The organism is Actinomadura sp. B10D3 (assembly GCF_039871695.1).
In the GTDB taxonomy this organism is placed as follows: Bacteria; Actinomycetota; Actinomycetes; order Streptosporangiales; family Streptosporangiaceae; genus Spirillospora; species Spirillospora madurae.
The window spans coordinates 1-21594 of the sequence record NZ_JBDPLY010000026.1; the positions used below are offsets into that span (position 1 = coordinate 1).

Here is a 21594-nt window from a genome sequence, read left to right on the forward strand (position 1 = left end):
GCCGCTGCTCGGGCGTCAACCCGGCCCGAGCGGTCAGCTCCTCCAGGTGCTTGGCCGTGAAGGCGCGGAACTTGCGACCGGTGGATCCCACCGCGGGAGCCGCGTCGTTCACCAGTGTCACGTGTTGATACTCCTAGCTGTCACCCGCGTCGAGGGACGCGGTGAGTGCAGACCGGCTTGGCTTGGGAGACCCGGTCGACGTCCATGACGGCGACCACGGTCAGGCAGTAGTCCACGCTCGGGTTCAGGGCGGTGACCGTGACCTTCGCGGTCCCCGGCGCGGCGCTGGCGAGCGTCGAGGGCGGGCGCCCCGAAGGCCCGCCGACGACGTAGTGCGCGGCCCGCCCCCCGCTGCGGTCCGTCCAGGAGACCTCGATCGAGATCCTGCCGTCGACGATCCGCACCTGCCCCGGCACGTACTGCTGGACGGGTTTCAGCGAGGTCGGGGCGGACGCGGGAGGCCGGGAGGGCTTCGCCTGGGGCGTCCGCGTTCCGGGAGTCTGCGTTCCGGGGGTCTGCTTCCCGGGCGTCCGCGACGGTGCAGGAGCCTGCTGCGAGGACGCCGCCTGCGTCGTCCGCCCGGAGGTCTCGTTCCCGGCCGTCAGGGCGGTGATACCGATCGCCGTCCCGGCGAGGAAGAGGACGGTGAGGGCCGCCAGCACGGGCTTCCGGAGGTCGCGGCGGCGGTCCGGAGCCGCGGGCGCGGCCATGGCGGCCGCCTCCTGGGGGTCGAAGGTGTCGCCCGGGTCGGGTGCCGTCTCCTCCCATGACCATCCCGTGAGGTCCTCCCAGCCGGAGGTCTGCGGGGGCTCCTCGGGCTCGGCCGGTGCGCCGGAGTCGTCGGGCGCGGGCAGGGGGAGGGGGTCGGCGACGGCGTTGGGTACGGCGTCGGGTGCGGGAGCGGCGTCGGGTACGAAGTCGGCGTCGGGTACAGCGTCGGGTGCAGGGGCGGCGTCGGGCGGGGGGACGGCGTCGGGTACAGGGTCGGGCTCGGGTACGGGAGCGGCGGCGGGACGCCGGGATGTCCGCCAGGAAGCGACCAGTTTGTCGCCCGGATCGACGGACCTGTCCTCCGGCGGCTCCTCCGTGGCGGCCTCTTCCGGACGCTGCGGCTCCGCGATGTCCCCCGGATGCGGCGCCTCCGGGACGCCTTCCGGACGCGGTGGCTCGGGGGCGTCTCCCGGACGGTCCGGACGGGTGACCGGTTCGGCGGTGGGCACCGCCGCCGGGAAGGACCAGGGTTCCGGGGGCGGCTCGGGGAGCAGGTCCGGCTCCGGGTCCGCGGCGGGCTCGGGGGCGCCGAGCGTTGTCAGCAGGTCCGGCAGGGCCAGCGGCCCGGTGTTCGCGATCACTCCCGGACCGAAGCGGTCGCCGCGTTCGGTGAAGAAGCCGTGGACGAGCACGGTGAAGCCTCGTGCGGCCAGGTCACCGGCCAGATGCGGGACCCCAGCGCCGGAAAGGTTCTCGTCGAACTCCGGCCCGAACACGAACGCGGCCGGGGACCGCACCTGGCCGCTCGCCTGCAGCTCCCGCAGCTCGGTGGCGGAGGCGACGTCGAACACGGTGCGGAACCGTCCGGTGCCGCGCAGTCTCCCCGACAGGCCCCGGTCTCCCGCCACCACGAGGTCGGGCGCAGTAGTCATCACACGTGTCCTCAGTACTGTCGTCGTCGGCCGGACTGGGACGAATCCGGTTACAACGGAGGACAGTCCTGGCATGAGGCCTTGTCGCCAGACCCAACCATGCGGCGGATCGGCGGGACCTTCCGCGCTCGCGCCGGCGGATCGCGAATCCGTCCCGACATTCGGCATGCGCATCGCGGCTCGCTCCGGACGGTCAGCCCTGGGATCCCTCTTGCGTGTGCACAGCGCGGAAGAAGACGTAAGGAGTGCCTCCATGGCGCGTGGAAGGACCGGGGCGCGGTCGCGCCTCGGCGGCTGGGGCGCGGCGGGCCTGGCGGTCGTGGCGCTGGCGGGGACGCTGCTCGGCGGCGGCCGGGTGGGCCAGGCCGTCGAGTCGTTCGACGGCAGCGCCTGGCTGTGGAGCCGGACGGCCGGCGAGGTGGACCGGGTCAACCCCGACAGCGGCAAGGTGGAGCAGCGCCGCGAGGTGACCGACGCCAGGGGCCACCGGGTGCAGGTCACCCAGAACGACCAGCACCTGATCATCCACGACCTCGACACCGGCCGCGTGTCCTCCCTCGATCTGAGCGGCCTCGGCCTGTCCGGACGGCTGAACGTCGGGACCAAGGACGACTCGCACCTGGTGATGGGCTCGTCCGCGGCCGCGATCGTCAGCCGCACCACCGGCGTGGTGCGCGCACTCGATCCCGCCACGCTGCGTCCCGTGGGACAGGCCCTGCGGCTGCCCGGTCCGCTGGTCGGCGGCGAGTTCGACTCCGCCGGGCTGCTGTGGGTGGGTGTGCCGGGCCAGGGGACGGTCGCGGCGTTGAAGGTCTCCGCGCAGGGCGCCGCCGTCGCCCGCACCGTGGAGGTCGCCCGGCCCGGCGCCGACCTCGTGCTGAGCGTGCTGGACCAGGGCGCGCTCGCGGTCGACCGCGGCGGGCGCGACCTGGTGGTCGCGACCCGGGACGGCGCCCGCAGGGTCACGGCGCCCGTCCCGCTCGCCGGCGCGATGATGCCCGACCGCACGCACGGCGCGCTCGCGGTCGTCACCGTCCCGGCCGCCCGCGCGCTGGTCACGCTGGGGGACGTCGGCAAGGGCGGCCCGGTCCAGTCGTCGCCGCTGCGCGATCCCGTCCAGGAGCCGGCCGTGCCGTTCGCGGGCAAGGTGTACATCCCCGTCCGGGAGACGGGGCAGGTCCGGATCCAGGACACGGCCGGACGGCAGACCGGTGTGCTGTCCATGCCGGAGGGGCGCGGCGACCTGGTCCTGCGGGTCCGGGAGAACAACCTGTTCGTCAACGCGCCCGGCAGCCCGAACGCGCAGGTCGTGGACGCCGGCGGCCGGGTGAGGATGATCGGCAAGTACCCCGTCGGCCCCGGTCGCGGAGGCGAGCGCCCCGGACGGACGCCGCCCCCCGGCAACGGCCCGCCCCTGGTGGAGGCCCCGCCGGTGGACCCGCGGTTCCCCGACCCCGTGCTCCCGGGCCTTCCTCCCGTGCGCATCTCGCCCGCGCCGCCGCGGACGAAGGCTCCCACGCCGACCCCGCCCAGGCCCGAGCGGGGCAACAGGCCCTCGTCCGCGCCCACGACGCGCGCGCCGCGGCCCCCGGCCCCCGGAGGCGGGTCCGCCAAACCGAGGCCGACGACGTCGAAGCCGCGGCCTGGGCCGTCGTCGTCGAAGCCGCGGCCGAAGCCGACCAAACCGAAGCCGAAGCCGACGAAGAATCCGTACACGCCGCGACAGGTGTGCGGCGGCGACTACGTCGTGCAGCGGTCGTCGTCGTTCTCCGGCGGGCGCGTCTACCAGCTCTACAGCCCCAGCACGAAGAAGAACTGCGCGGTCACGATGAAGACCGCGAACGTCGGCAAGGCCACCAGCGTGTGGGTCCGGCTGGAGAAGCGAACCGGAGGCACCGACGGATACGACAGCGGCGCGTTCAAGTACTACGCCGGGCCGGTGTACGTGTCCGCGTCCGGCATCTGCGTCCGCTACTCCGGTGGCGCGTCCGGCGCGAGCGCGTCGGCCGGCTGGGGCAACTGCGGCTGACCGGGAGGGACGACGTTGAGCATCACCACGGTCGATTCCGCCGCGCCCACGGGCGAGGAGGCGGTGCTGGCGGCCGACGCGTTCGAGCGGATGGCGGCGGGCGTCGGGTCGGTGGCCCGCTGCGCGCCCGCGACGGTGCGGCTGGTCCTCACCGCGTTCGCCGCGGGCGGGCACGTGCTGCTGGAGGACCTGCCCGGCATGGGCAAGACGACGCTGGCCCGCGCGCTGGCGGCGGTGACCGGCGGGACGGTCCGGCGCGTGCAGTGCACCCCCGACCTGCTGCCGTCCGACATCACCGGCGTGACGATCTTCAATGACCGGACCCGGGAGTTCGAGTTCCACCCCGGCCCGGTCTTCGGCAACGTCGTCATCGTGGACGAGATCAACCGGGCCTCCCCGAAGACCCAGTCCGCGCTGCTGGAGGTGATGCAGGAGGAGCAGGTCACCGTGGACGGGACGGCGCATCCGGCGCCGAGCCCGTTCCTGGTCGTCGCGACGCAGAACCCGCTCGACCTGGAGGGCACGTTCCCGCTGCCGGAGGCCCAGCTCGACCGCTTCCTGATGCGGCTGTCGCTGGGGTACCCCGCCGAGGAGGCCGAGCTGGCGCTGATGCGCGGCTCGTCCCGCACCGCCCCCGAGGGCCTGGAGCAGGTGCTGGACGGCGAGGGCATGGCGCGCCTCGGCGCCGCCGCCGACCGGGTCATCGTCGCCGACCCCGTCTACGAGTACGTGCTGCGGCTGGCCCAGCACACCCGCCGGCACCCGCGGCTGCGGGCCGGGGTCTCGCCGCGGGCGTCCATCGCGCTGTGCGGGGTGGCGCGCATGTACGCGCTGGCCGCCGGGCGCGTGTACGTCACCCCCGAGGACGTCAAGGCCCTCGCCGGGCCGGTGTGGGGGCACCGGCTGGTGCCGCTGTCGGGCGCCGCCACCGCGCAGGAGGCCGCCCTGCTGCTGGACGAGGTCCTGGACCAGGTCCCGGTGCCCGGCCCGCACGAGAACCGGCGCTAGACGTGGGAGGCGGCTCGCCCCGCCCCACCCGCCGCGGCTGGGGCCTGCTCGCGTCGGGGGCGGTCCTGGCCGGCGGGGGCCTGGCCTTCGGCTACCTGGCGCCGGCCGCGCTCGGCGTGATGGCGTTCCCCACGGTCGCGCTGGCCGCGGCGCTGGCCCGGCGGCCCCGCGCGACCCAGGTGCACCGCCGCGTCACCAACACGCGGGTGCGCGCGGGCGGGTCCGTCACCGTCACCCTGGAAACCGGTGGCGGGGACCCGGGGCGCGTGACCGCCGACGAGCGCGTCACCACGCCTCACGGCGCCTTCGTCCTCCCGCTCGGGCCGGCCCGTGCCCAGATCCGCTACGAGCTGTCCGCGGAGCGGCGGGGCGCGCTGGAGGTGGGCCCGCTCGACCTGGTGCGCACCGACCCGCTCGGGCTCGTCCGGTCCGTCCGGCGGGCCGACGACGAGACCGTGCGGCTCCTCGTCCATCCCCGGCACCACGAGCTCGCCGCGCTGCCCGCGGCCGGTTCCGGCGGCCGGGACACCTCCTCGGCCGTGATCCGGGCGACCGAGGGCGCCTTCGCCGGGCTGCGCGAGCACGCGCCCGGCGACGACATCCGCCAGATCCACTGGCGGACGTCGGCCCGCCGCGGCCGCCTGATGGTGCGCGAGCACGCCGACGCGGCCCGTCCCGGCGTCAGCGTCCTCGTCGACGACCGCCGGGGCCCGGCGGAACTGGACGACCTCGCCGAGGCGGCGGCGTCGATCGTGCTGGCCGCGCCGGACGTCCCGGTCGACCTGGCCCTCGCCGGCGGCGGCCGCTCGCCCGCGGACGCGGGCGCCACCGCGCACCTGGACCTGCTCGCCGAGGCGGCGGCCCGCCCGGACGCGGACTTCCCGGCGGCCTGCGCGCGGCTGCGCTCCGGCGGCCACGGCCGCGCGGTGGTACTGCTGCCCGCAGCCGCGGCCCCGCAGGACGTCGCCGCGGCGGCGGAGGCCCTCGCCGCGCGCCGCGTCCTGTCCCTGGTCGGCCTGGTGGGCCCCGCGGCCGGGCCGGCCGCGCCGGTGCTCCCGTCCGGGGTCCGGCTCCTGCACGCCGACACCCCGGAGGACTTCGCCGCCGGCTGGAACCAGAGCCGCTGGTGGACCCGGTGAGCCGCGGACGGACCGTCCTCGCGGCCGCCATGGTGGCGATGGCCGCGGCGGCCCCGGCACCGCTCCTGGCCGCCGGGTACGAGCGGCCCGCGCCGGTGACCGCCGTCCTGGCCGCCACGGCGATCGCGGCGGCGGCCGTCACCGCGGCGGCGCACCGGCTGCTGCGCGGGCCCGTCGCCGTGCCGGCGGGGCTCCCTGCGGCGGCGGTCGTGCTGGTCGCGCTGGCCGTCTGGTCGCCCGGACCGGTCAGGGCACCGGTGCCCGCGGTGGTGGACGCCGTCCTGCACTCCGGGCCCCGGATCCTCACCACCGCGCCGCACCCCCCGGCGACCGTGGACCTGCTGGCGTTCCCCGTCCTGGCGGTCTGGCTCGCCGCCGCCGTCGCGACCGCGCTGCGGCGCGACGGGCGGGTCCTGCCCGCGCTGCTCCCCTGCGCGCTGCTCCTGTGCGGGGCCGCCGCGCTCAACCCGGAGGCGACCGAGCCCGGATTCCTGTCGGTGGCGCTGCTGGGAGGAGCCGCCGCGCTGGCGCTGGCCTCCGCCCCGCAGGCCGCGCCGGACACCTCCCGGGCCGGGTTCGCGCTGCGGGTGAGCGCGCCCTCCGCCGCGCGTCCGCATCGGCGGCCGCTTCCCCGGGTCGCCGCGGCGGGGACGGCGGTGGCGTGCGCGGTGGCCCTTCCCGGCGTCGGCGCGGCGGTCGCGATGCCCGGGGTCCTGGAGGGATGGCCGGTGCGGGCGGCCGACCCGCGCGGGCAGGGCGACGCCCCCGACAGGCCCCGCGAGGTGCGCAACCCGCTCGCCTACCTGTCGGGATGGGCCGCCGCCCCCGACGTGCCGCTCATGACGGTGTCGGGACCGCGCACCGACCTCCGGTGGGTCGCCCTCGCGGAGTTCACCGGCCCGGTGTGGCTGCCCGACAGCACCTACCGTCCGGCGGGAGCGGTCCTGCCGCCCGCCGACCCGGTGCCGCCGGGGGCGGTCTCCACGTCCGAGCGGATCTCGGTTCGAGACCTGCCCGGAGACTGGCTGCCCGTCCCCGGGATCCCCACCCGGGTCGACGGGATCTCGGTCGGGCATGACGCAGCCTCCGGCACGCTGCTCTCCGCGGACGGTCCGGTGACCGGCCGGTCGTACACGGCGACCGGGACGGTCCCCGACTGGCGGGGCTGGCGGGGGACCGGCGCCGCGGCCGCCTCCGGCCCGGGGTTCGAGCGCTACCTGCGGCTGCCGCCGGGCGCGCCGGCGAAGCTGGCCGGGATCGCCCGCTCGGCCGCCGGGGACGGCAGCGCCCACCAGCGCGCGTCCCGGATCGCCGAGTACCTGCGCGACTCCTACACCTTCGCGCCGGGCTCGCCGGGCGGGCACGGCTACGCCGACCTCGCCAAGCTGCTGGTGCCGCCGGGCCGCAAGGGCGGCGGCGCCACCTCCGAGCAGTTCGCCAGCGCCTTCGCCGTCCTCGCCCGCGCGGCCGGGCTGCCGAGCCGGGTGGTGGTCGGGTTCGGACCGGGGACCGGCGGCGACACCCGCGTGATCCGCACCGGGGACGCCGTGGCCTGGGGCGAGGTCTACTTCGAGGATCTCGGGTGGGTGCCCTACAACCCCAACCCGCAGAAACGCTCGGCGGTGCCCCCGCCCTCGTCGCAGTCGAAGGGGGACGAGGGGACGCACTTCGACAAGGACGCCCCGGGCTCGAAGGCGGGCGGTGCGGGCGGAGCCACGCGCTCGTCGGAAGGCGGCAGCTCCACCGTGCTTCTGACCGCCCTTCCGCTGGTGCTCCTCCTTTTCCTTCTGCTCTTCCTGGTCGGAGTGCCGATACTGCGGCTGCCGGGACGGCGCAGGTCTCGGAGAGGCCCGCCCGCCGACCGGATCCTGGCGGCGTGGGTGCAGCTTCTGGTGGCGCTGCGGCTCGCGGGCTCGGCGGTGCCCGTGTCCGCCACGGCGGCGGACGTGTCGGCGCGCCTCGCGGCCGAGCTGCCGGGGTCCGATCCCGGAGGGTTGCGCCGCCTGAACACGCTGGTGAACGCGGCCGGCTTCGGCGGCCCGGTCACGGCGGACGACGCCGCCTTCACGTCCGAGCAGGTCCGCCTGCTGACCGCCGGCCTGCGCCGTACCAGCCCGCTGCCCCGCCGCCTGGCGTGGTGGTGGAACCCCCGCGCCCCACTCTGGGCGCTGCGAGCGACCCGGCCGGCGCCAACCGCGAAGCGGGGCTGACACGCTTCGGCCGCGGTGTCGTCTTCATCACTGAACGTCAAGCACCTCTGTGACCTGAGACTTTCCACATGTCGAGACGGCCCGCCCGGATCGCCGGGTTTCTTCCCGCAATGGCCGGTTGACGATCGTGCCGGTTTCCGGACCGTCCAGAGCAAAGCGCCAGAGCTATGCCGAGGCGCTCGTCCCGCCGGTTCAGTCGTGACCGGCGAGTGACCGTTCGTGGAAGGGGGCCGACACACATGCACATGGCGGACGTGGCCAGATCGCCGTCGCCACCCGGCCCCGCGGGCCCGCCGGGCCCGCCGAGCCCGCCGGCGGGGTACGCCCCCGGCCCCAGACAGGCAGGGCCCCAAGCCGGCCGCTTCCAGGCGCGGACCGTCACACCGGCGCGCCTGGCGCCGCCGCCCACGAGCCCGCTGGGGCTCGCCCGTTTCAGCGGCCCCGGCCCCAGGGTCTGGTTCTCCTCCTGCCATGGGGGAACGGGCGCCTCCACGCTGGCCACCCTCATCCCGGGCAGTAACTGCGCCGGGCGGTACTGGCCGGTGCCCGAGCCACCGGGCGAAGCCCGCGTGCTGCTCGTCGCGCGCACCAATGCCGCCGGCCTCATCGCGGCCCAGGCCGCCGCCCGGCAGTGGGCCGCCGGCGTGCTGCCGGGCGTCCGGCTGCTCGGACTGGTGGCGGTCGCCGACGCCCCCGGAAAGCTGCCGAAGCCGCTGAAGGATCTACTGCGCCTCATTTCCGGAGGCGTTCCCCAGCTCTGGGAACTCCCGTGGGTGGAGGCCCTCCGCCTCGGTGACCCCCCGACGCAGGTCAGGTTGCCGTCGCCCTACGCACGGCTGACCCAAGACCTCAATCGCATCATCTCGGAGGACGCACATGCTTGACGCGATGATCACGTGGACGAGTGACCTGGTGCACGTTGTGACCGCCCTGGGGCCGATTCCGAACCCGGGGAAGGGGCAAGAGCCGCCGTTCGGCGACGAGATCGAGACGCTGCTCAAGTGGGGCCTGTGGGGCGCTCTCTTCTGTTGCGTGGCGGGCTTCATCGTCATCGGGGCTCGCATGGGCATCCAGCACAAGAGGGGCGAGGCGGGAGGGCACATGGGGAGCATGGCCATCGTGGGATTCGCCACCGTGCTCGTCACGACCGCCTACACGATCGTCGAGAAGCTCGCCGGAGCCGGGGGTTGATGTCGCCCCGGTATGCCACGACACGATGTCGGGGGCGCTCCCAGTCTGAAAGGACGCTGCGCCATCGCGTACGCGTTCTTTCCGTGGCATTTCTCGCGCTGTGCGCTGGCTGGACCGGTATCGGCTTCTTCGGTGCTTCCGCCTGGGGGGCCGTCGGCGGTGTCTCGGGCGGACCCGGTTCGGTGGAACGGTCCGGGGTGGCGGGTCATGTGACCACCGTTGGTTTCGCCGGCCCGAGGTCCAAATTCTGGGACAGCATTAAGCACAGGATCAGTACCGTCAATAATGGCAGAAAGGGCGGGGACCTTCAGTGGAGTGGATCGGACCGGGTGCGAGTCTGTGACCGAAAGGAAGACGGCCACCTCGCACGCGGCACGGTCTCCGTAGGGGGAAAAGTGGTGCTCGGGGGCAGGGCCTTGCGGGCGGGGCAAGGAGGTAGCTGCAACGAAGCGAAAATCCCGAACTACGACCCCAAGAAAAATTACAAGCTTCAAGTCTGCTTGCGTAGAGACGACAGCTCTCCAGACGGTTATTGCAACTGGACCTACACCAAGAAATCGCCCAAATGGCCCGACGCGGCGAGACCAACAGACAATTACTGTCTCAAAGTTTGGCAGGAGACCTATCAGCGGGGTGATCAGGGTCTGGGGCCGACGATCAAATGTGTAGGAGGAGTAGATGAATACTGTCGCGATTTCGTCTCACACGGAAATATCTTCGGCCTGGAGGACAAGTGTGTCGAAAGAACCAAGAAGGACCTAGCGAAAGTCCTTAAGCCGCCTAAAGGTAAGCGGAAGCCCGATAAGTATTTTATTACGCATCGGCCCGATGCCGAGCTGCCGCGCGGTAACGCGAAGAAGGTCGACAAAGTCACCGAACCGGTGGGGCCCGTACTCGGCTGGTTGGTCTGGAGTGCCCTGGGCGGGTGTGTGCTGGGCTTCATCGTGGTCGGCGGCCAAATGGCGATCAAGCATAGGAGGGGTGAGTTCGGTGCGCATGCCACCGGACTCGGTTGGGTGGTCGTTGCATGCGTCATCGTGGGCTCCGGGTTTGCCATCGCACTGATATCTCTTCTGGTCGACCCGCTGAGGTGACGGTCTATTTTGCCTGAAGCAAGATATATCAGGATTCTTGTTTCGGGCAGTTTGGGGCTGCTTGATGGGTGAACTTCTAGACGCAGCATGGGGCTGGCTGGTCGACAAGGTCAAAGACTGGGCGTTGTCGACCTTTGAAACCCTCCTGCTCTGGTGGATGAGCGATACCGCGTACTACGTGCGGATGACCGGAGAGAAGGGCGGTGTCCTCTACTCACTTCGTGAGCATCTTAATTGGATGATCGCTGTGATGGCGTTCGCCGGCTTCATGGTCGCGGCCTTCCGTATGGCCATCGAGCGCAAAGGCGAACCCCTCAAGGCGGCACTCTCTCATTTCGTCGAACTCGCCGTGATCGTCCTCACGCTGGCCACTGCGGTCAATCTGGCGAACATCGCGGCGGACAGGTATTCCATCTGGATCATCCAGGATCTGATGCCTGAAGGCGGACTCGCCAAAGAGTGGGACAAGGGTGTGGATTCGCTCTCGATGCATAAGAACGATGCGAACTTCATCGTTGCCTGCTTCGCACTCTTTGCGGCTTTCTCCACGGTGATCCAATTCTTGTTGATGCTTTTTCGGAGCGGCGTTCTGATTGTTCTGGTGGGGATCCTCCCCGTGGTGGCCGCTTCAAGGTTCACTTCGTACGGGGAAACGGCCTACAGAAAGTGCGTCCACTGGTTGATCTCCTTTGTGCTGTTCAAGCCGGTCGCCGCAACGATCTACGCAGCCGCCCTGAAGTTGATGACGTCCGACAACGAAGCCGATCGCCTCTTCGGTTTGGCTCTGGTCGCGGGCGCGGTATTCGCCCTACCGGCGACCATGCGCGCGGTGATGCCGGGGGTCGCGGAGAACAACAGCTTCTTCGGCATTCGTCAGGTCGGCCACTTCGCCTTCGGTGGCACAGCGGTGAACGTCGGGAAGCGAACCGGCTTCTGGACGGGGCTCACGGGCATCGGCGGCAGCTCGAGCGGCGGCCCGAGCGGCGGCGCGGGGCCAGGGGGCGGTGGTGGCGACCGCCGGTTCGTCCGTGACGCGCCCGGCCCGGCGGGCGGAGGTGCTCCGGTTGACCGCGGCCCCACCGGTGCTCCAGACGGCGGTGGTGCTCCGGTTGATGACGGTCCCGCCGGGAGTCAGGATGGCTCCAGTGGCGCTCCCATCGTTCCCTCCAGCGGTGGTGTTGGGACTCGTCCGAGCGGTTCGGACACCGCTCCGAGTGGCGACCTGAGCGGTGCGCCGGGGGCCAACTATGTCGCTCGTGCCGTTGAGTCGGCGGGTCGGGCGGCCGATCGGGCCGTTTCAGGTGCCTCTGGCGCTACCGATCGGGCCCTCGGCGGTGCTACCGGAGCAGCCAACGGTCCGGGCGGTTCGAGCGCCCCTTCGGCTGGTGGCCCGAGGGGAAGTCACTGAGCAGTGACGATATGAGTGGCTGTGCCGCGGCCCAAGGAGTGAGGTGACTGTAATGGCTTCTGAGTATCGTGAGCCCACGTATGGGAATTGGCGTAAGCCGGTTTCACCGGGAATCGGGCGGCTGGGGCTGGCCGGCACCCTGATCTTGATGTCCGGGCTAATAGTGATCACGATGGTCGCGACGGTATCGGTGAAGCTGGCCCTGATCGGTATTGTGGTGCTGGGGCTGGTCATGTTGCCGCTGGTGATCCAGGACCGGAACGGGCGGACGGCGCTTCAGGCGATCACTGCCCGGATAAGCTGGTGGTGGGGTCGTTCTCAGGGCTGGCATCTGTACCGGTCGGGGCCGTTGAGCGTCGTGTCGCGGGGCTCCTACCGGTTGCCGGGCCTGCTGGCCATGTCCCGACTGGTAGAGGGCCGTGATTCGCATGGGCGGCCGTTCGCGCTGGTCGTGATACCTTCCACAAAGCATTACACCGTGGTGTTCGAGTGCAATGCCGACGGGGCGGCGCTGGTCGATCAGACGCAGATCGACGCGTGGGTGGCCAACTGGGGGCACTGGCTGGCCTCGTTGGGGTATGAGCCGGGTTGCGTGGCGGCGAGCGCGACCATCGAGACCGCTCCCGATCTCGGGCACCGGCTGCGCGAGGAGGTGTATGCCAACAGCGATCCGAACGCTCCTGACCTGGCGCGGGCGGCGCTGGAGGAGATCGTCTGGAACTACCCGGTGGGCAGCGCCAGGATCTCCACCCGGATCGCGGTCACCTTCGCGGCGTTGCCGCATCCAGGCGGCAAGCGCCGCGACCAGGACGCGATGGTCCGGGAGATCGGGATGCGGATCCCGGGGTTGATCGCCGGACTGGAGATGACCGGCGCCGGTTCGGCGCGTCCGATGACCGCCGACCAGCTCGCCCGGTCCGTGCGGTCCGCGTACGACCCGAGCGCGCAGTCGGACATGGAAACCGGCGACGAGCCGGCGCGGTGGGAGGACGCCGGCCCGGTCGCGGCGCAGGAATCCTGGGATCACTACGTGCACGCCAGCGGGTACTCCATCACCTGGGGGATGGCGGAGGCGCCGCGCGGTGAGGTGCTGTCGAGCGTGATGCGCGGCCTGGTCTCCCCGCACCAGGACGTCGCCCGCAAACGCGTCACCTTCCTCTACCGTCCGCATGACCCGGGCTCGGCGGCTCGGATCGTGGAGCGGGATCGTAGAGACTCGCGGTTCCGTCTGGACGGTGCCACCAACGCCGCCCGCAACGAACTCGACGTCATCAAGAGCGACCAGTCGGCACACGAGGAGGCCAGAGGAGCGGGGGTGACCCGGTTCACCATCCTGGTCACCGCGACCGTCCACTCGGCCGACCAGCTCCCGGTCGCGGCCGCCGCCGTCGACACCCTCGCGGCCCCCGCGCGCCTGCGGCTGCGGCGGATGTACGGGTCGCAGGCTTCGGCCTTCGCGGCCGCCCTTCCGCTGGGCATCGTCCTGCCCGACCACCTCCAGGTCCCCACGATGGTGAGGGAGTCGCTGTGAACGGCCCATCAGAAGACGAGAAGGACACCAAGGCCAAGAAGAAGGGCAAGAAGGGCGACAAGAAGGACGGTCGGCCCGAGCTCAAGCCCGGACTTCGGGGGTTCGCCCGCCGTGGTGGAGGGCGGGCGTCGTATGTGGAGATGCCGTCTGAGTGGCGTGGGACTACGGTGCAGGTGTGCGGGCTGTGGCCTTTCGGGGCTGGGTCGGGGACCCCGATGATTGGCGTACCGCTCGGGCGGGAGTTGACCACCGGCGCGGCGCTGTGCTGCGATCCGATCTCCTGGTTCCAGCGCGCCAACCTGATCCACAACCCCTCGGCGCTGGTCCTGGGCAAGCCGGGGCTTGGTAAATCAACGCTGATCCGCCGGATGGTGCTGGGGCTGGTCGGGCAGGGCGTCTTCCCCATGGTGCTGGGGGACCTCAAACCCGATTACGTCGATCTGATCAGGGCGCTGGGCGGGCAGATCATCAAGCTCGGTCGCGGGCTCGGCTCACTGAACGTGCTCGACCCCGGCGCGACGGCCGCCGCGGCGGCCCGGCTCCCGGAGCAGGCGCGGACCAAGCTGGTCGCGGACGCGCACGGCCGCCGGTTGAACATGGTCGCCGCGCTGCTGACGGTGCTGCGCGGCGGGCCGATCGCCGACACCGAGCGTACCGTCCTCAACGCCGCGCTGCGGGTGCTGGACGAGCGCCACCCCGGCGTCCCCATCCTGCCCGACCTCATCAAAGTGATCGACGAGGGCCCCGAGCGGCTCCGGTCGGTGACCCTGGCCAGGGGGGACGAGGCCAAGTACCGCGCGGCCGTCGACCCGCTGCACGCCTCGCTGCTGGGGGTGCTGGACGGCCCGATGGGAGAGACCTTCGCCCGCCACACCACCACCAAGATCGACCTGGACAACCGGGGCGGCGTCTGCATCGACATCAGCGGGATCGACGACTCCGACGCCGAACTGCAGGCCGCCGTTCTCCTGGCGTGCTGGTCGGACGGGTTTGGCGCGGTCGAGGCCGCGCACGCACTGGCCGACGAAGGCCTGGAACCGCGACGGCACTTCTTCGTCGTCCTCGACGAGCTGTGGCGGGTCCTGCGGGCCGGGCGCGGCCTGGTGGACCGGGTCGACGGACTGACCCGCCTCAACCGGCAGCGTGGCGCCGGCCAGGTCATGATCACGCACACCATGGCCGACCTGCTGTCGTTGCGAGACGAGGCCGACCGGCTCAAGGCCAAGGGCTTCGCCGAACGCGCGGGCATGGTGATCTGCGGTGGGTTGCCGCAGGCGGAGATGCCCATGGTCAACGAGGTGGTCCGGATGTCGGGCATCGAGCAGCGCATGATCGTCGACTGGTCGACACCGCCCTCCTGGAACCCCGACGCCCGCGAGGACAGCGAGCCGCCGGGGCGCGGCCGGTTCCTGGTCAAGGTCGGCGGCCGCCCCGGCATCCCGTTCAGGGTGGAACTCACCTCCGTCGAGCGAGACGTCAACGACACCAACAAGCGCTGGAGCAACTCGACGACAGTGCCTTCGGCCGGTATCGGCTGACCTGCCCTGGTCGTCAGCCGCTCCTCGGCCACCACGAAGGTGCGGTCGCAGACCGAGTAGGAGAACGCGCCGCCACGCTCTGCCATCCGGCAGCGCGTGGCGGCGCATTCGTGCCTCCTTGCGCGTCCCACGCTCGAAACCCCAACTGTCCGGCGTGAGGTCGTGCTGACCGACTGCCTGTCCGCGCCGGCTCCTATTCGTCCGCGACGATCGGATCGGGATCGGGAGTGGAAGCGGGGCCGGCTCCACCTGCCTGCGCCGCGACGAATTTCTGGATGTTCCGCTGGACCGTCTCCTTGCCCTGGCGGATGAGTTCCTCGTCCTTGCGCTTCCACCAGGGCGTGAGCCACATCTCGACGGGACGGGCCGTGCCCGCCACGACCGCCGCGCGGCCGAAAGGCATGGTCCTGAGCTCTTCGGGACTGAGTATGTGCCTCCCGTTCTCCTTGCCCACGAGACCGGCGAGCTCGTCGAGGTCCTTGGTACTTCCGGCACCGCCCGAGACGATCTTGATTGCCGAGTTCTCCCACAGGCGCGCGGCGCCGTCCGCTCCCCACCTGGCACGAGCGTCCGCCAGCGACGTCAGGTAGACGTGCACCGAGATCGAGTAGCCGCCGGACTCGCCCATGTACACGGGGAGGCCGCCCATCGGGCAGATGTCCGTCGCCTGGTTCAGCTCGAAGGTCAGGGGTGGATCGAGGCGTCCGGTCGGGTTCTTCATCGCCGTACCGCGGGCCGACCGGAAGTACTGCTCGATGATCGTCGTGACGACCGGTGCGATCCCGCCCCAGTCGGGCTGCTGCTTGCCGACGAAGTAGAGGGTGTTGCGGCCCTTGAGGAAGTTGATGAAGTCGAACTCCTCGCCCAGGGGCGGCGAGCAGTCCTCCAGCACGTTCGGGTGCGAGAAGCAGTGCATGACCTGGATCGTGTTGGTCCAGGACGCCTCGTCCTTCCGGACGAACTCGAACTGCGACGCGTATCCCGGTGCGGCGGTCCCGTCGCGCTCACCCTGGCGCAGGATGTCGAGCGCCTCGTCGCCGTTGGCCTCGTAGACCCAGCGCATCACCTCGCGGAAGGTGACCTTGCCGATCGCGCCGGCGTGCAGCAGGCAGCGGATGATGGTGAGCACTCCGGTGAGGTAGGTGCCCTCGACCCCGATCTGGAAATGGCTGGACTGGACGAGCGTCGCCGACCTGACCGCGCACACGTTCGGGTCCTCGCACCCCTGCAACGGCGACCAGCGCATCCGGTTCGGCCACCCGGTCCAGTTGAACGGGTCGAACACGTACACCTCGCCGTACTGGGCCCGCACCATCGCGGTGTTGACGAACGTCTCCCGCCGGGTGGAGGTGATGATGCAGGGGCCGGGCGCGTCGATGGTGAAGGGCGTGACGAAGTGCACGTCCTTCCCCTGCCGCGGCGCCGCGACGATGATCGCCGTGTCCTCGATCGAGGCGTACAGCTTGCGCCGGGACCTGACGTCCCGTCCGAGGTAGAAGCCCACCTCCTCGGGCTTCACCTCGCTCGGTGGGCGATTCGCGGTGGACGGCCGCACCTGCTGGGCCTTGCTCAGGACGGTCCGCGCGCTGAGCAGCTTGCGGACCTCCCAGCCGGAAGCGAAGCCCAGGCGCAGCCGCCGCCACTGTCGGTGCCGCCGCACGTTCAGGAACAGCCGCACCCCGGCGTAGACCCCCAACGAACCCAGAACGAGGAGCACGATCAGCAGGGAGAAGAACAGCGGGCCGGCCCCCAAGGCGGCGGCGGCCGCCGGTGGCCACGCGGCGTGCGGGTCGCCGGGATTCCGCACGAAGTTGAAAGCGATCTCCGGGAAGTCCAGCGGATCCGAATCCGGCCAGCCCTTTCCCGACAGCAGGCCGGACAGTTGGCCCGCCAGCCAGGTCAGGAAGCTGAACAAACCGCCCAGGAGCGCGACCACGAAGCCGATCCCGAACAGGAAGGCGTAAACGTCGTCATCATCTCCACTGCTCATCCAAGACTCCTCATGTCACTCTCTGCCGAACGAGACTTTGGCCCTGAGTCAGCCATCGGCGCTGACGGACACACTGGAGATCCGCCAGGGGGCGCGGGGGGACGGCCTGGTGAGCTCCATGTAGACCACGGATCGGCTGGGGGCGCCGCGCCACCCGTCCCTCCCTGTGGGGCGCGTGACCATCTCCCATTGCCGGAAGGCGGCGGTCGGTCCATCGGTCGGGGCGCCCTGCTCCTTGTAGAGAGGTCTGAGCCGTACCGCGAGATAGGCCCGGTGTTTGTGCCACTCGGTGGGGACGTACTGCCTCACTTCCGCCTGGACCACGGCCGTGTATTCGTCGGTGAAGTAGCCTGCAGCGCGCAGCTTGGCGTCGCGAAGTCCCGCGTCGACGGTGCTGTCGACCGTGTACATGATGGTCAGGGCCCCCTGCGACAGCGCGGTCGCGTTGCCGTCGTCGATCCGGACGGGCGTCGGCAGGTCGTCCGGTGGCGGGCTCGGCGCCGTCGTCGGCGGGACGGCACTGGGCAGCGACGTGGTGGTCTCCGTCGTCCGGCCGGTCGGTCGCGCGTCGGGCCCTCCCCCGCCGCCGGAGCACCCTGTGGCGAGGGCCGCGGCCGCGACGACGCAGCCCGCGGAGCGGAGCGCTTTGGCCGTCCGCGGGGTCACATCGCACCTCTGCCAATGCCGGGCGCCGCCGGAGCCATCGCGCGGATCTTTTCCACGGGGGCCTTGAGCCGGATGGCCCCCATGTACGAGCTCTTGCCGTCGAATTTGCTGAACTTGACGTAGGAGCCGGGTACCGGGGCTTCGACCATCCAGCGAACGCCGTTCACCTCGCCGTAGAAGATCCCCATGTGTCCGGGAGGAGGACCTCGCGTGCCCCTGAAGTAGACCAGATCTCCCGGAGCGAGCGCAGCGTTGGGAGACAGCTTCGTGCCGATGTTCCCGTTCCACTGCGCAGTCGTCACCCGGGGAAGCGAGATCTCTCCACCGGACGCCTTATGGACGGCATAGGAGGCGAGCCCGGAGCAGTCGAATCCCCCGCCGGTGGGGCCGCTGCCATTGCCACCGCCCCATACGTAGGGGATCTTCTTTCCCAGGCGTTGAGCCTCCCGGCGTGTCGTCTTCGGCGTTCCCGGTTCCGGAACGGTCCACTCGGCAGCTGCGGCGGCGATCCGCTTCCCGAAGGGGCCGGACGCCGCCGTCAGTCCCGCGGTGCACGCGGATGCGTTGATAAAGTTGGCCGATCCCTTGCTGTAGCTCCTGGCGTAGCGGTTCGCCGCCGCCAGCACGTCATTCGCGTAGGGATTGCTCTGCGGGGTGTAGTTACCCGGGTTGTAGAGGTGTACGGCCCTTCTGATGTCAGCCTTGCTCAACGAGATCGACGGGTCACTCTTGCCGATGCTGCCGCGGAGATGGTTGGCCGCTCCGAGAATGGCGTCCTCGGGATCGTAGCGGTCCTTGACTCCATCCGGAGGCACGCTTCCATCGTCCCCGTAGGCCGCCCAGGATGACTTGAGGAACTGCATGGGCCCGCCCGCGCCCGCATAGTTCTCCTCACCCCTGCGGACGCCTCGCAACCGGGTTCTGCCGTGGTCGGTCTCGATCTTGCCGATGCCGGCGAGCACTACCCATGGAATGTTCTGGCTTTTCCCGACCCTCTGGTAGTAGGTCAGGTAGTTCGAAGGGATCGAGTTCGAGTTCGTGGCGTTCGCCTGCACCACACCCGAGCCTCCCCCTTCTTGCGCCGGGTCGCCCGAGGTGCAGGCCCCCGTCAGCTGCATTCCGCCCATCCCCAACATAACCGGCACGAGCAGCAGCAGAAAGCCCATTATCAACAGAAGGCCGATGCCGAGTGTCAGGATGAAATACCACTTGATCACGCGACCTATTCGCACGCCGACCCTTTCCCGGGTGACACCGCGCCGCCTCGGCGGTCATCGCTCATCGCCCCGGATCCCGGCCGTCGGGCGGGTCGTCGCTCGAACCGAGCGCCGATGCCTTCGCAGGGCGGCCGGGATCGTCGGGCGGCGGGGCGCCGTGTGATCAACCTGGCCAGATGCGTCGGCGGCTTTTCGGGCATGGCTCACCTCCTGCGACGCTGAAGGAGACAGTCCGGGGGGCCTCCGGATGCGCAAGTCCCTTCCGTCCTGTTCGTGCCGCCTGCGTCGTGCGGGGGGTGTCCTGGGTCGACCGGTGACCATTTTGTGGCCGGTTCGGCAGTGGCCGACGTCCGCCCGGTCCTGACGGTCGTCTTCGGCCCGACACAGTTGAGTCTCCCTGGAGAGGACCGAGATGAAGTGCTTGAACCGGTGCAGCGGGGTTGTCAGGAACGCCAGTTCGGGACGAGCGCAGCTTGAGTGCCCCTCCTGCGGCGCCACCTACAACCGGTGCGGTCGTTTCGGGTGCGAGGGGCTTCTGCGCGCTCACCGGCTGACAGGCGGGACCACCGGCTCTTGCAGCGACCAGTACTGCGGCACCACGGGCCGCGTCTCCGCGACGGACGAGGGGTGAGGGCCGTGTACACCGCCTCCGCCACCGCCGTCACCGTCGTCCGGGGCGAGCAGAAGAAGTACATGCGGTCATGTAGACACTGGCATCTCGCCAAGGCCGGCGCGGAGCGTTGCGCGCGCCACCTGGAGGACGAGTTGAGGGAGCTGGCCGGCGACCGGGCCGACCAGATGGTCATCACGCACGCGGTCACCCGGACGGCCGCCGATTGACCGGGCCGCCGGCACGTGTCCAGGGGACGTCCGGGACGCGTGCCGGCGGGCGCCGGGAGGCGGACGGGCTGCCGAGCGCGCCCGAACGCGCACGGTAGGCGGCATGAGCGCAACGCGACGCGTCCTGGTGATCGGCGACATCGAGATAGCCCGGCTCGCATGCACGTCCCTCACCCGGCACGGCAACGACGTCACCCATCTGCTCCGGCCCAACGAGGACGACCTGCGCGGTGCGCTGGCCGGGGACGTGGACGCGGTGGCGGTCCTCGTCCGCGGCGACGTCGTCGCCCTGCGGTACGCGCTGCTGGCCGAGCATCTGCGCCCCGGCGTCCGCCTCGTGGTCATGCTCTTCGACCGGACCGTCGCCGACCAGCTGCTGCGGGCCGTCCCCAACTGCCAGGTGACCTCCCCGGCCGACATCGCGGTGCCCGCGATCGTCGGGGCCTGCCTCGGCCCGCCGGTCCTCGCCGTCGACGTCCGCAGCTCGCCCGCCACCGTGTTCGTCGAGACCGCCGACGGGGTCGCCTCGGACGTCTGGCGTCCCGATCGCCTGTCCCGCAGGATCCTGCGCGGCTTCACCCGCCAGCTCCGTCCCCACGACCTGACCAGCAGGATCCTGCTGACCGGCCTCGCGGGGCTGACCGTCACGCTGCTCCTGGAATGGGCGCTGGCGGTCCTCGTCCTGCACCAGCCGGCCGCCGAGGCGTTCTACACCGCGACCCGTGTCGTCGCGACGGTCGGCTCCGGGGAGCATCCGGCGCCCGGCTGGTTCCTCGTCCTGTCGGGCACCGGGATGTTGCTGACCATCGGTTTCAGCGCCCTGTTCACCGCGGGGATCGTGAACCGGTTCCTGTCGGGCCGCAGCGTCGACATCGTCGGCCCGCGGACGCTTCCCACCCGCGATCATGTGGTCGTCGTGGGGCTGGGGCAGGTCAGCCTCCGGCTGTGCATGGCGCTGCGGCACCTGCGCGTCCCGGTGATCGCGGTCGAGCGCGACCCGCGGGCCGCCAACCTGCGGCTCGCCAGGGCGGCCGGGATCCCCGTGCTGATCGCGCACGCCGAGGACCGGGACGTCCTTGAGAGGCTCGGCCTTCACCGGGCCCGTGCCCTCGCCGCCATGGGCGCCGACGACCTGGACAACGTCGAAGCGGCCATCGCGGCCCTCGCGCTGGTGCCGGACCTGCGCGTGGTGCTCCGCGCGGGGGACCACGCCGTGATCAACGAGACCAGGTCACTCTTCCCGATCGGCGACGTGTGCGACATCCCGGCGATGACGGCCCAGGCGGTGACCGGGGGAGTGAACGGGGAGTCCGTGCACTTCGTCTATCCGCGCGACGGGGGCGCGCATCCCCGGGACGAGTCCGCGGCGGACCGGGTGTCCAGGTGCGCCTGCTCGGTCACGGCATCGGCAGGTCACGAGACGGGACTCCGAGACCCACATGGGGCATCCACATCCTGAGCGCCAGCAGGTACAGGCCGAGGATGAGGACCGGCGACAGCCATTTGGAGACCGGCGACCGATGGTCCGGGATGGTCAGGGCCACCAGCACCAGGGTCGCCGACGCGGTGAACCCCAGGCCGAGCACGGTGAGGAGCAGGCCCGACCGGTTCTGGCAGCCGAACGACCAGGCGCCGCTTCCGCGGCAGACGTCGGCCTGGGCGTGGACGAACCGGAGAAGCGAGTACAGGCCGCCGGCGAACCATGCCGCCGTGCCCAGACCGACGCGAAGGCCATGGCCACGAGCCGGCCCCGGCATGTAGGCGTGCCAGGTGGCGCGCACGTCCCGGACCGCCACGATCCCCAGTGTGGCGACCAGTGCCGCCACCGCCAGCGTCCCCGCGCTCCACCCCGGGCCGGTCGCCCACAGGGGCGGGTTCTCGGGGTTCGTTCCGTCCGTCGGCCAGGTCGCCATGGTCATGACGTAGAGGAGCGCTATCGCGGCCCCGGCCCCGCCTATGACCATGTACTCACGAGAGCGGCCGCTCACCGTCGCCAGGCTGCTCGTCAACGTGGGTGACTCCTGTCTCGTCCGAGACCACCGTGCGTGGACTCAGGGACAGGACCGTCCGCCTCCCGAACGGGCCGGCAA

Annotated in this window: 17 protein-coding genes; 12 read left to right on the plus strand and 5 right to left on the minus strand. The window is 71.2% G+C overall.

Features of this window, described 5'->3' with window-relative positions:
- Positions 1–140: 140 nt before the first annotated feature.
- The gene (locus ABGB11_RS30830; protein WP_347638538.1) at positions 141–1643 is read right to left on the minus strand and encodes a hypothetical protein; all 1503 of its coding nucleotides are present in this window, start codon (positions 1641–1643) and stop codon (positions 141–143) included.
- 253 nt (positions 1644–1896) lie between these two features.
- Here ABGB11_RS30830 and ABGB11_RS30835 point away from each other — a divergent pair, with 253 nt between their 5' ends.
- The 10 genes from ABGB11_RS30835 to ABGB11_RS30880 all read left to right on the plus strand — a co-directional run bounded on the left by ABGB11_RS30835 (position 1897) and on the right by ABGB11_RS30880 (position 14791).
- Positions 1897–3672, plus strand: a complete 1776-nt coding sequence (locus tag ABGB11_RS30835) for a hypothetical protein (RefSeq protein ID WP_347638540.1) — start codon at positions 1897–1899, stop codon at positions 3670–3672.
- A 15-nt stretch (positions 3673–3687) separates the two neighbouring features.
- Positions 3688–4680 carry a MoxR family ATPase gene (locus ABGB11_RS30840; RefSeq protein ID WP_347638542.1) on the plus strand — a complete coding sequence of 331 codons (993 nt, stop codon included), beginning with the start codon at positions 3688–3690 and terminating at the stop codon, positions 4678–4680.
- Positions 4681–4682: 2 nt separating this feature from the next.
- A complete protein-coding gene (locus ABGB11_RS30845) occupies positions 4683–5819 on the plus strand; it encodes a DUF58 domain-containing protein (protein ID WP_347638544.1) in 1137 nt (378 codons plus the stop codon).
- Positions 5816–8029 (plus strand): transglutaminaseTgpA domain-containing protein, encoded by a 2214-nt coding sequence (locus tag ABGB11_RS30850; protein WP_347638546.1) that lies wholly within the window; start codon positions 5816–5818, stop codon positions 8027–8029. Before ABGB11_RS30845 ends, ABGB11_RS30850 begins: the two co-directional genes overlap by 4 nt.
- 245 nt (positions 8030–8274) lie before the next feature.
- Positions 8275–8913, plus strand: a complete 639-nt coding sequence (locus tag ABGB11_RS30855; RefSeq protein WP_347638548.1) for a DUF6668 family protein — start codon at positions 8275–8277, stop codon at positions 8911–8913.
- Positions 8906–9220, plus strand: coding sequence for a hypothetical protein (locus tag ABGB11_RS30860; RefSeq protein ID WP_347638550.1), 315 nt, complete (start codon positions 8906–8908; stop codon positions 9218–9220). Before ABGB11_RS30855 ends, ABGB11_RS30860 begins: the two co-directional genes overlap by 8 nt.
- 83 nt (positions 9221–9303) lie before the next feature.
- Positions 9304–10314: a hypothetical protein gene (locus ABGB11_RS30865; protein ID WP_347638552.1), complete on the plus strand. Its 1011-nt coding sequence runs from the start codon at positions 9304–9306 to the stop codon at positions 10312–10314.
- 64 nt (positions 10315–10378) lie between these two features.
- The gene (locus tag ABGB11_RS30870) at positions 10379–11722 is read left to right on the plus strand and encodes a hypothetical protein (protein ID WP_347638554.1); all 1344 of its coding nucleotides are present in this window, start codon (positions 10379–10381) and stop codon (positions 11720–11722) included.
- 52 nt (positions 11723–11774) lie between these two features.
- Positions 11775–13253: an SCO6880 family protein gene (locus tag ABGB11_RS30875; RefSeq protein WP_347638555.1), complete on the plus strand. Its 1479-nt coding sequence runs from the start codon at positions 11775–11777 to the stop codon at positions 13251–13253.
- 215 nt (positions 13254–13468) lie between these two features.
- The gene (locus ABGB11_RS30880; RefSeq protein WP_347638557.1) at positions 13469–14791 is read left to right on the plus strand and encodes an ATP/GTP-binding protein; all 1323 of its coding nucleotides are present in this window, start codon (positions 13469–13471) and stop codon (positions 14789–14791) included.
- A 193-nt stretch (positions 14792–14984) separates the two neighbouring features.
- Here the strand turns inward: ABGB11_RS30880 and ABGB11_RS30885 are convergent, their stop codons facing one another.
- Genes ABGB11_RS30885 through ABGB11_RS30895 form a run of 3 tightly spaced genes read right to left on the minus strand, consistent with a single transcriptional unit; the run spans position 14985 to position 18664 of the window.
- Entirely contained in the window at positions 14985–16781 is a 1797-nt protein-coding gene (locus tag ABGB11_RS30885) for a TraM recognition domain-containing protein (protein ID WP_347638559.1), read from the minus strand.
- 48 nt (positions 16782–16829) lie between these two features.
- Positions 16830–17447: a hypothetical protein gene (locus ABGB11_RS30890; protein ID WP_347638561.1), complete on the minus strand. Its 618-nt coding sequence runs from the start codon at positions 17445–17447 to the stop codon at positions 16830–16832.
- Positions 17444–18664, minus strand: a complete 1221-nt coding sequence (locus ABGB11_RS30895; protein WP_347638563.1) for an NlpC/P60 family protein — start codon at positions 18662–18664, stop codon at positions 17444–17446. The genes ABGB11_RS30890 and ABGB11_RS30895 overlap by 4 nt, the downstream gene beginning before the upstream one ends.
- A 636-nt stretch (positions 18665–19300) precedes the next feature.
- Between ABGB11_RS30895 and ABGB11_RS30900 the strand changes: the two genes are divergently transcribed.
- On the plus strand, positions 19301–19504 hold the full coding sequence (locus ABGB11_RS30900) for a hypothetical protein (protein WP_347638565.1): 204 nt from the start codon (positions 19301–19303) through the stop codon (positions 19502–19504).
- A 103-nt stretch (positions 19505–19607) separates the two neighbouring features.
- Complete coding sequence (locus tag ABGB11_RS30905; RefSeq protein ID WP_347638567.1) at positions 19608–20963, plus strand: NAD-binding protein; 1356 nt, start codon at positions 19608–19610, stop codon at positions 20961–20963.
- Here the strand turns inward: ABGB11_RS30905 and ABGB11_RS30910 are convergent.
- On the minus strand, positions 20902–21513 hold the full coding sequence (locus ABGB11_RS30910; RefSeq protein ID WP_347638569.1) for a hypothetical protein: 612 nt from the start codon (positions 21511–21513) through the stop codon (positions 20902–20904). The two genes, ABGB11_RS30905 and ABGB11_RS30910, sit on opposite strands and share 62 nt — an antisense overlap.
- Positions 21514–21594 lie beyond the last annotated feature (81 nt).

Coding starts and splice junctions, on each gene's coding strand:
- ABGB11_RS30860 (WP_347638550.1), top strand. CDS start 8,906: ATGCTTGACGCGATGATCACGTGGACGAGTGACCTGGTGCACGTTGTG.
- ABGB11_RS30875 (WP_347638555.1), top strand. CDS start 11,775: ATGGCTTCTGAGTATCGTGAGCCCACGTATGGGAATTGGCGTAAGCCG.
- ABGB11_RS30885 (WP_347638559.1), bottom strand. CDS start 16,781: ATGAGCAGTGGAGATGATGACGACGTTTACGCCTTCCTGTTCGGGATC.
- ABGB11_RS30870 (WP_347638554.1), top strand. CDS start 10,379: ATGGGTGAACTTCTAGACGCAGCATGGGGCTGGCTGGTCGACAAGGTC.
- ABGB11_RS30905 (WP_347638567.1), top strand. CDS start 19,608: ATGAGCGCAACGCGACGCGTCCTGGTGATCGGCGACATCGAGATAGCC.
- ABGB11_RS30880 (WP_347638557.1), top strand. CDS start 13,469: ATGATTGGCGTACCGCTCGGGCGGGAGTTGACCACCGGCGCGGCGCTG.
- ABGB11_RS30855 (WP_347638548.1), top strand. CDS start 8,275: ATGGCGGACGTGGCCAGATCGCCGTCGCCACCCGGCCCCGCGGGCCCG.
- ABGB11_RS30835 (WP_347638540.1), top strand. CDS start 1,897: ATGGCGCGTGGAAGGACCGGGGCGCGGTCGCGCCTCGGCGGCTGGGGC.
- ABGB11_RS30830 (WP_347638538.1), bottom strand. CDS start 1,643: ATGACTACTGCGCCCGACCTCGTGGTGGCGGGAGACCGGGGCCTGTCG.